The organism is Lysinibacillus sp. AR18-8 (assembly GCF_001705465.1).
Classification (GTDB): Bacteria; Bacillota; Bacilli; order Bacillales_A; family Planococcaceae; genus Lysinibacillus; species Lysinibacillus capsici.
The window spans coordinates 1-8,992 of sequence record NZ_MDGU01000040.1 but is presented as its reverse complement, the minus strand read 5'-3'; the positions used below and the strand labels follow the sequence as shown (position 1 = coordinate 8,992).

9 protein-coding genes are annotated in these 8,992 nt (G+C 38.4%); 4 read left to right on the top strand and 5 right to left on the bottom strand.

Annotated features, from left to right (window positions below; translation table 11 throughout):
- A partial coding sequence (locus BFM98_RS20240) for an S-layer homology domain-containing protein (protein ID WP_139111251.1) occupies positions 1–559 on the top strand: 559 nt, incomplete at its 5' end.
- Positions 560–608: 49 nt separating this feature from the next.
- Here the strand turns inward: BFM98_RS20240 and BFM98_RS20235 are convergent.
- On the bottom strand, positions 609–1,316 hold the full coding sequence (locus BFM98_RS20235; protein ID WP_066038277.1) for a response regulator transcription factor: 708 nt from the start codon (positions 1,314–1,316) through the stop codon (positions 609–611).
- 516 nt (positions 1,317–1,832) lie between these two features.
- Here BFM98_RS20235 and BFM98_RS20230 point away from each other — a divergent pair.
- Complete coding sequence (locus BFM98_RS20230) at positions 1,833–2,648, top strand: metallophosphoesterase (protein ID WP_054548899.1); 816 nt, start codon at positions 1,833–1,835, stop codon at positions 2,646–2,648.
- A gap of 14 nt (positions 2,649–2,662) precedes the next feature.
- Here the strand turns inward: BFM98_RS20230 and tatC are convergent, their stop codons facing one another.
- From tatC to BFM98_RS20210, 4 genes are read right to left on the bottom strand one after another with little or no spacing between them, the layout of a single operon-like run.
- Positions 2,663–3,508 (bottom strand): twin-arginine translocase subunit TatC, encoded by an 846-nt coding sequence (gene tatC, locus BFM98_RS20225; RefSeq protein WP_048390786.1) that lies wholly within the window; start codon positions 3,506–3,508, stop codon positions 2,663–2,665.
- 11 nt (positions 3,509–3,519) lie between these two features.
- Positions 3,520–3,723 carry a twin-arginine translocase TatA/TatE family subunit gene (gene tatA / locus BFM98_RS20220; protein ID WP_048390784.1) on the bottom strand — a complete coding sequence of 68 codons (204 nt, stop codon included), beginning with the start codon at positions 3,721–3,723 and terminating at the stop codon, positions 3,520–3,522.
- Positions 3,724–3,751: 28 nt separating this feature from the next.
- The gene (locus BFM98_RS20215; protein WP_004233912.1) at positions 3,752–5,464 is read right to left on the bottom strand and encodes a GMC family oxidoreductase; all 1,713 of its coding nucleotides are present in this window, start codon (positions 5,462–5,464) and stop codon (positions 3,752–3,754) included.
- A gap of 13 nt (positions 5,465–5,477) precedes the next feature.
- Positions 5,478–6,227, bottom strand: coding sequence for a gluconate 2-dehydrogenase subunit 3 family protein (locus BFM98_RS20210; protein WP_066038276.1), 750 nt, complete (start codon positions 6,225–6,227; stop codon positions 5,478–5,480).
- A gap of 305 nt (positions 6,228–6,532) precedes the next feature.
- On the opposite strand from BFM98_RS20210, the gene BFM98_RS20205 reads away from it, so the two are divergent.
- Both BFM98_RS20205 and BFM98_RS23715 read left to right on the top strand, forming a co-directional pair.
- On the top strand, positions 6,533–8,554 hold the full coding sequence (locus BFM98_RS20205) for a methyl-accepting chemotaxis protein (RefSeq protein ID WP_254660067.1): 2,022 nt from the start codon (positions 6,533–6,535) through the stop codon (positions 8,552–8,554).
- Positions 8,555–8,594: 40 nt separating this feature from the next.
- Positions 8,595–8,747, top strand: a complete 153-nt coding sequence (locus BFM98_RS23715; protein ID WP_254660066.1) for a hypothetical protein — start codon at positions 8,595–8,597, stop codon at positions 8,745–8,747.
- Positions 8,748–8,992 lie beyond the last annotated feature (245 nt).

Below are 8,992 nucleotides of genomic sequence, written 5' to 3'. Positions count from 1 at the left end.
TGATACCTTCCGTCCAAATGCTCCTGTTACAAGGGCACAGATGGCAAGTATGTTTGCTCGTCAATTAACAGGTAACGCCATACCGCAAGCAAAGGCAACCTATACAGATACATTCCAACATGATGCTAAAGATGCAATCGAATTTGCGAAGGAAAAGGGTCTGTTTAAAGGGGTTACAGCAACGAACTTTAATCCAAACGGCTTGATTACGCGTGCACAGATGGCTACAGTGGCAGCCCGCTGGATAGAACAGCAATGTGTAGAACGTCCTGATGCAGATTTCTGTCCACCAACCTCACAAAGTGCAGTATTCAAAGATGTGAGTGTCCATCATTGGGCAGGGCAAGCAATTGATACTGTCAATGCAGCGGAAATTATGACAGGAATAACAGCCGATACATTCAATCCAGATGGATTGTTAACACGTGCACAAGCCGTGAAGGTATTAAATCGACTGTTTGAACGCCAAGTTCTTATTGAAGATCAAACACCATTATTTAAAGATGTTCCAAAACACCATTGGGCATTTTATGAGATTCAAGAAGCCGCAAAAAAATAACCAAAAAGAGGGTACGCGATTCGTAATGTAATCGCAGTGCCCTTCTTTTTCATGGCTCGAAAAGGAATTTATATCCCGAACCCCTCACTGTTATAATCTTTGCTCTATGGCCAGTAACGGATTCTAGCTTTTTTCGTAAATTACTAATATGAACCTTCAATGCCTGTGTATGCCCGATACTTTCCTCTGCCCAAATAAGCTTATACAGCTCTGATGGGGGAAAAATTTGTCCTGGTCGTTGTGCTAGAAAGAAAAAAATTTGAAATTCCTTTGTAGATAGGGCTAATGCTGTGTTACCGATATATACTCTTCCAGAATGAACATGAAAGTGAAAATCCTCTATTATATGAGCTTCTTCCTCTATGTGGTGTACAGCAGCTTTAACTTGAAATTGCTTTCTACGCATGGATATTCTCTTGATTGTCTTCATTAAACGCTCTTTCTCAATAGGCTTTAAAATATAGTCAACAGCCTGTACATTAAAAGCTTCTATTGCAAAACGTTCATAAGCAGTGACAAATACAATGTCCATTAAAAAAGGAAGGTCTGCAATCTTACTAGCAAATTCAATACCATTCATTTCGGCCATATCTATATCTAAAAAAAGAATATCAGGTTTGAGTGTAGGGATGTTTGCAATAGCTTCTAGTGGATTTACGAATTTTCCGATAATAGTAACATCGCTATTATCATGTAACGTGGCTTCTAATAAATTGATTGCTAAAATTTCATCATCTACTATGATGGCTTTCAACATTTTTTCACCTCTTATCATCTAAATTTAGAATATTATGTAGCCCAACTGTACTAAATAAATTTTTCGTCATCAATTTTATACTTGCCTGTAGCAATGGAAGCTGGATTCTGAAATTATTCGATTCTGTAAATTATGTAATTTATTAGTATGTAAAACACATTTATTGTCCAATCTAACTGGATCATTACCTACAATAAAGCAATTCTTTTCTCCTTTAACTGATTTAAGTTTATTAGTATTCTCGCACTTTAGTAAATGAGATGCATTTCCCAAATCGTGATGTATTATGAGGGGATAATAAAATATGCCTTTCTACCCATAGTATAGCATGCCAATAGTTAACAAAAAATAGATTAAAGCGTGTATCATAATCTAATGATAAAAATTTTAAGCTAAGTGTATTTGTGCATTTTGTGTATTTAAAGTGCATATACTTACAATCACTCTGTTTTTTGCTTATAATGAGATAGTCAGAATTATTTCTGAAAAAAGTAGCCACAAAGTGAGCGATTGCGATTGAAAAAATTATTATATGGTATCTTCTTTGTTGTTTTTATAGTCATTTTTTTGTACGTAAACAATCACTGGCTAGTCGTAAGTAAACATGTGTTTGAATCAGATAGTGTGCCTGACAGCTTTGATGGGCTACGCATTGTACAAGTTTCGGATTTACATGACGCTGTCTTTGGTGACAAGCAACAAAAATTGATTGCTAAGGTAAAGGATACAAAGCCTGATTATATTTTTATCACAGGTGACGTGATCGATAGTAATCGCTATAATTTAAAACAAAGCCTACAAGCAGTGGAAGGACTAGTTAAAATAGCGGATGTTTATTATGTACTAGGAAACCATGAGGTAGCGACGAATAAGGTGAATGAAATTTATGAGGCGCTGTCATCGTTAGGGGTACATATTATGGCCAACGAATCGACCGTGTTAGAGCGCGACGGGGAGCGCTTGGCGATTGTTGGTATTGAGGATCCGTTAATGGGTAGAACAACAGAAGATATGCTGGACATTGCAACGGCCTATTTGCCAGACGATATGTTTAAGTTGTTACTAGCACATAGACCAGAATTATTTAATACGTATGTAAATTATCACATAAATTTAGTATTTTCGGGACATGCGCATGGTGGGCAAGTTCGTATTCCTGGGCTTGGAGGACTTGTGGCACCAGGACAGGGGCTGTTCCCAAAGTATACAGCTGGTGTCTACGAAGCAGGCGCGACGAAAATGGTAGTTAGTAGAGGGTTGGGTAATAGCACAGTACCATATCGTATTTTTAATCTACCAGAAATTATTGTGATGGATCTAAAGAAAAAATAAGCACTGCGTAAAATTTACGCAGTGCTTTCAATTTGTTTGCGTTCTATACGTTTAACGAGGTAAATACTTATTTCATATAAAATAATCATCGGTATTAATACGAGTAACTGACTTATAAAGTCTGGTGGCGTGATAACAGCGGAGCCTACGCCCATTGCGATATAAGACCAGCCTCGTATTTTTTTCATGGATTCAGCAGTCAGTACACCAATGGCTGATAAGAATAGGGCAACAATCGGTAACTCAAATAATAGACCAAGCGGTACAGTCGTCATGATTAAAAAGTGCATATATTCATTTGCTGATACCATGACATCGAAATTGGTAGCCCCAATGCTTACTAAGAATGTATAGCTAAGTGGGTTAACGACGAAATAGCCAAAAGCTACTCCTACTAAAAATAGAACTAACATGATTGGTGCATAGAGGCCTAAAAAGCGACTTTCCTCTTCTTTTAAGCCTGGTTTAATAAAGCTCCAAAGAAAGTGGACGAGGAAAGGCATTGCAAGACCAAAAGCTAAAGTTGTTGAAATCGTCATGTAAAATTTAACTACTTCTAGTGGTCCTAAAATAACGAGTGAGTGACCTCGCGTTATGAATGGAAACCAAATATTAATAGTAGAAAAGACAACAATGAAAAATAAAATAAAAACCGTTAACCCTTTGATAATTTGCTTACGTAAATCACTAAGATGCTCCAATAATGAGGTAACAGGTATCAGGGGTTCATCTGACACATGATCCTCTTCAATTGCTACCGTAGGTATTTCAACTAAAGCCTCCACTGGCTTTGGAGGCTCGGCTTGTGGTTTATCTAGAGGGCTTAAATATTTTCTTTTCCCGTCTTCATATGGATCCATAGGAAACCCTCCTACGAAGCATCAGATTTTTTTTCGACCTTTTTCACGGTATCATCTTCATCATCCATAAGTCCCTTAGTAGACTTTTTAAATTCTGCAAACGTTTTGCCAACCGCTCCACCGATTTCTGGTAATTTTTTTGGGCCAAATACAATTAATACAATCACTAAAATAATAATTAATCCAGGTACTCCAATTGCTCCTAGACCTCCCATAAGTCTTGCCTCCTTTAGAATAATTTTTTTATACTAATGAACCACCTGATTGACTGTATTTGATGACTCCCTCAGCACAACGGTAGGCAAGTGCCCCTAATGTGCCTGTTGGATTATAACCACTATTGTGTGCAAAGTTGCCTGCACTTACTGCGAAAAGGTTATCAACATCCCAGTGCTGTAAATAATTATTCACAACCCCTTGTTCTGGTGTTAAGCTCATCACCGTACCACCTGTATTATGCGTTGTTTGGTAAGGCACGATATTGTAATCGGTAATTTCCGCGTTAGGGACAATTGTTTTAGCACCCATTTCCTTCATAATGTCAGCTGCACGTGCAGAGATATATTTATGAAGAGCTCGATCCTGATCAGTAAAATTGTATGTTAACTGAGTTAATGGCAGCCCGTAAGCATCTTTATAGGTAGGGTCCAGTGATATATAGTTTTCCTTATGTGGCATAGATGCTCCTTGCGCACCAATCCCAAATGAACGTGTATAGTAATAAATAGATTGCTTTTTAAATTCTGGTCCCCAAGTAGGCGTATCAGGCGGAGTTGGATTTGAGCCGATTGGTCGCGTCCCTGTCTGTGTAAGTGCAATATTACCTCCGTGAATAAAATCTAAATCACTATGGTCAAAATTATCCCCATTGTAATCGTCTATACACATGCCTAACGAACCTGCACCCATAAATGTATTGTATTGTTCCTCGAAGAACCCAGCAGCACCAGGCAAAATTTGATAGCAATAGTTTCTGCCAAGTGTTCCTTTGCCAGTAGTAGGGTCATATCTTTCACCAATGTCAGAGACCATTAATAGCTTGGCATTATTAAAGACATAACTAGTTAATACAACAGCATTAGCTGGCTGAATGAATTCTTCTCCCGAAACAGTATCGATATATCTTACACCTGTAGCCTTGTTACCCTGCTTTAAAATTTCAACAACATTGGAATTAAAGCGTAAATCAAAATTCCCTGTCTTCAGGGCTGTAGGGACAACAGTAATTTCTGCGGACGACTTTGCACCATATTCGCATCCAAAGCGTTCACAAAAACCACAATATTGGCAAGCGTTGATTGTTTCGCCATCTGGATTTTTATAAACCTCTGATACATTAGCTGATGGAACCATATAAGGTGTTAGCTTCAGGTTTGTTGCAGCTTTTTCGAATTGTGCAAGCATAGGCGTTTTTTTCATAGGCGGTGTTGGATAGGGATTCGAACGCTTTCCACTAAATTTATTTTTATCATCACCCGAAATACCAGCTGTTTTCTCGAACTTATCGAAATAGGGCTCAAGCTGATCATATGTTAATCCCCAATCCTGAATCAGATAATCTGGTCCAAGCTTATTTGGTCCATAACGTTTATCTGTTAATGTCTTGATTTGAAAATCATAGGGTAAAAATCGATAAGTCATTCCATTCCAATGTGTTCCTGATCCACCCAGACCCTCTCCAAGTAAGAAGGAGCCAAGCTGACGCATTGGTAATGCCTTCATATTGCGATCATTCCGAAAGCTTACGGTCTCTTTAGAAAGATTTTGCATTAAATCATATCGGATGGCATAACGGTATTCGTCATGAACATTTAAATAATCCTCAGTCCCACGCTTTTGACCTCGCTCTAAACCGACTACCTTTAAGCCAGCTTTAGCACATTCAGCAGCGACAATACCGCCAGTCCAACCTACACCAACTGTTACAACGTCTACACTCGGTAATGTTTTAGCCATTTTGTATCCCCCCTTAGTGGTTGCCTAATGGATTAGGCTCAATTTTTTGGAACTTGGCATCTTCTATTTGTGTAATATAAGCCATCTGGTGACCAGGGAAGCCCTTCATACGCCAGCCATCCATATTGCGATTTCCTCCATACATAGGGTCAGAATAAGCTCCCTCTAATGTAGCTGCTCGTAATAATGTAAAAAAGAACGCGGAAGTAACCCCAACCATTTCTATGTCACCTTTTTGGAAGGCAGTTAATAGTTCATCCATTTGTTTGCCATCTAAATCGTTAAAGCTTTTCTTATAACGCTTTTGTGCTTCATCCTCCATTTTTTGAATACCCTGTCTAAAAATTTCCGCTCGCGTTAAACGGCTTTGATAGCCTTGAGTTGGGGCACCAACATCAAATGGACCTTGCATATATTCTTTAGAGTTACTTCCATAATTTCCTGCAAGTTGATGATCGATAAAATAGGGAACGTCTAAACCAATAGCTCCTGGTCCCAAATCGTCCTCTGGGAAGATACGTTCCGTGGCCTTTGATAAGATACTAAAATCTTTTTCATTTCTGAAGAACATCTTAGCTTTTGGTGAGCCTGTGGCCTCATTCGTTGTTTCATGACCACCATGCTCTAGGGTAGAAGTACCTTTACCATGGATGTTGTAACCAACTAATCCTCCAATTAAACCACCACCGACTAATGTACCAGCAGCAATACCTGTAGTTTTTAAAAAGTCTCGACGAGAAACATTATTTTTGTCTGAACTCATGGAAATCCTCCCCTCAAAATGTGTTAAACGGATCCTATCTTTAATAATCAGCAAAAAATGTGAATTATAATCAATTTTTGTTGGAAAATGTTTTAATTACCTCTATTAGCATGGTGTACTCTCCTTTTTAATGACAAGAGGGATCTATGAATTGAAAATTTTGTAGAAAATTGTTAGCACTATAAAGGTAGTGTAAATGGTATTATTATACATTTATTAATCATATTGGAAAACTTTTGTTGACTTCTACTTTTAGTGACTTTACTCTGAAGTTATGCAAAAATATGCGGATTGTATAGCTAAAAATGGAAGAAGTGAGAAAAAGAGAAATGTGGTTAAAAGGTATTGGTGGTAAATTAATTGTTGCAATTATAGCTCTTGTATTTGTAACATGTGGCACGCTTGGGCTATCTACTTGGATAAATAGTACAAAAGCTGTGAATGAGCAAGTGGAATCTAATTTGGTATCTAGAGCAGAGGATGTGTCCCAATACATAGAAGAACACTTCCAATTAACACTAGTGGAGGTGGAAGCCATTGCAGAGCAAGAGGCAGTTCGGAGCATGGACTTTGAAAAGCAGAAGCAGTATCTATCGAAACGTCTTGCCAGTAATGAAAATTACTTAGGTTTTGGCATTATCAATGCTAATGGAGTTGCCCATTATCTGGATGATACAACAGCTGATCTAGGGGATCGTGATTACGTAAAAGAAGGTTTTACTGGTAAGTCTGTCATGTCTGACATTACGATTAGTCGTGTAACAGGTGAACCAGTCATTTTAATCGTTTCTCCAATTGACACAGTGACAGGTGAAAAAGCTTTATTATTAGCACGTATTGACGGCTATTACCTATCTAAAATTGTAGAAGGCATTAAGGTTGGAGACAGTGGCTATGCATTTATGTTAGATGCTAACGGAACAATTATTGGACATAATAATCATTCGTATGTGAAGGAGCAATACAATCCTATTAAGGAAGCAGACGAAACAGGTATCAAGACAGGCAGAGCAATGGCTGCTAAAGAAATGATTGCTAATGATAACGGTTATTTTTCTTTTGAAACGGAAGATACAGGAACTAGTCTAATGGGCTATCATACCCTCGAAAATGGTTGGAAAATGGGGGTTATCGCATTAGAAGATGAGATGTTTTCAGGGCTTTCTAAGCTTAAGACGAACTTCATTGTCACTACGATCATAGTTTCAATACTTGGGCTATGCATCTCATTTGCCATTTCTCGCTCTGTTAGTAGACCACTTCGACATGTACTTCGCATTAGTGAGGGCTTATCGGAAGGAGACTTTACACAGGAAATTCCAGAAAAATATTTGAAACGTATTGATGAAATGGGAACGATGGCACGTGCATTAGATCGTATGACTGATAATATGCGGGAAATGATAGCCAAAGTGAGTCAAGAAGCAACGGCAGTGAATGAAGCTGCGTGTGATTTAATGGGAGATGTAAATGGAGTAACAAAGCGTTCAAAGCAAATTGCTGGTGCAATAAGTGAAGTAGATCGAGGGGCACAAAGCCAAACTGTGATGGCAGAGGAAAGTGCCTCAGCAATGGAACAAATGGCGATAGGGATACAAAATGTAGCTGAAGTTGCCTCCACAATTGCTTGTAATACAGATTTTATTTCCCAGAAAATTAGTGAAAGCAATCATGCAGTTCAACAATCCGTTTTACGTATGAATGAGATTCAGCAAGGCACAACAGATGAACTCTCAATTATTCACAAGCTAGAAAAAGAGTCAGAAGAAATTAGCTTAATTTCAAAAATGATTACCGATATCTCCGATCAAACAAATTTATTGGCATTGAATGCCTCTATAGAAGCAGCACGGGCAGGAGATGCTGGTAAAGGCTTTGCCGTTGTAGCAGAAGAAGTTCGCAAGCTATCGGAGCAAACAGCAGAATCAGCTACTAAAATTAATGTGCTCATCGAAAGAGTTCAATCTTATACATTAGAAGTAGTAAAAGCAGCGGAGTCTGGTGAAGATAATGTTGAGCGTGGTTTAGCTTCTATTGAGGCAGTGGGAGAACGCTTCGAGGAAATGGTTCAAGCAGTAGGAGAAATAGCAGGTCAAATTGAAGAAATGAATGCTTCAGCTGAACAAATGTCTGCCAACACGGAGGAAGTTTCCGCGTCTATGGAAGAAATGGCGGCTACTGCACATGCGGCCAGTGATTATGTGCATGAGGTAACAGATGCAACAGCGGAACAGTTGAAGACGGTAGCAGTAATGAACAATCAAACTGAAAAACTATCAGAAATGGCAAAACGTTTATATGAAGCCATTCAAAAATTTAAATATTAAATTAGAGAGGAGCTGTCTATTAATGACAGCTCCTCTCAGAGTGTTGAAAAACAAAACCATTCATACAATTTTTGTGAAAGGTCAAAATGGATTACCGCTCCATGCAGAGGATCGTCTGTCTCGCTATCCCACGAAAGTCAGGTATCCATCCACTCCACCTCATAAAAATGTTACCTTTTTAGCGAAGGCTTAATTGAAGGTGTTCACTACTCATTTTATGGAGAGGTGTGGTCAATCATCATTTCTCCCATTGAAAATAAGAGTCTATCCTTTCTCGAATTATACATTTGCTATTTTGTTCACAACGACTGTATGAAAGATAAGGAAAAGCCACTTTTACAGAATGGTTGATTGGAGTGGAGCCAGTGTCACTCCTAGGGGATTTAGTGATCTGACCCCAAAAATATAAACTTTTTTACGAAGCTTTTCGATACTCAA

Bases quoted from the DNA above. Each gene is read 5' to 3' on its own strand.
- BFM98_RS20235 (WP_066038277.1), bottom strand. From the start codon at position 1,316: ATGTTGAAAGCCATCATAGTAGATGATGAAATTTTAGCAATCAATTTA.
- tatC (WP_048390786.1), bottom strand. From the start codon at position 3,508: ATGGATCCATATGAAGACGGGAAAAGAAAATATTTAAGCCCTCTAGAT.
- tatA (WP_048390784.1), bottom strand. From the start codon at position 3,723: ATGGGAGGTCTAGGAGCAATTGGAGTACCTGGATTAATTATTATTTTA.
- BFM98_RS20215 (WP_004233912.1), bottom strand. From the start codon at position 5,464: ATGGCTAAAACATTACCGAGTGTAGACGTTGTAACAGTTGGTGTAGGT.
- BFM98_RS20210 (WP_066038276.1), bottom strand. From the start codon at position 6,227: ATGAGTTCAGACAAAAATAATGTTTCTCGTCGAGACTTTTTAAAAACT.
- BFM98_RS20205 (WP_254660067.1), top strand. From the start codon at position 6,533: ATGGAAGAAGTGAGAAAAAGAGAAATGTGGTTAAAAGGTATTGGTGGT.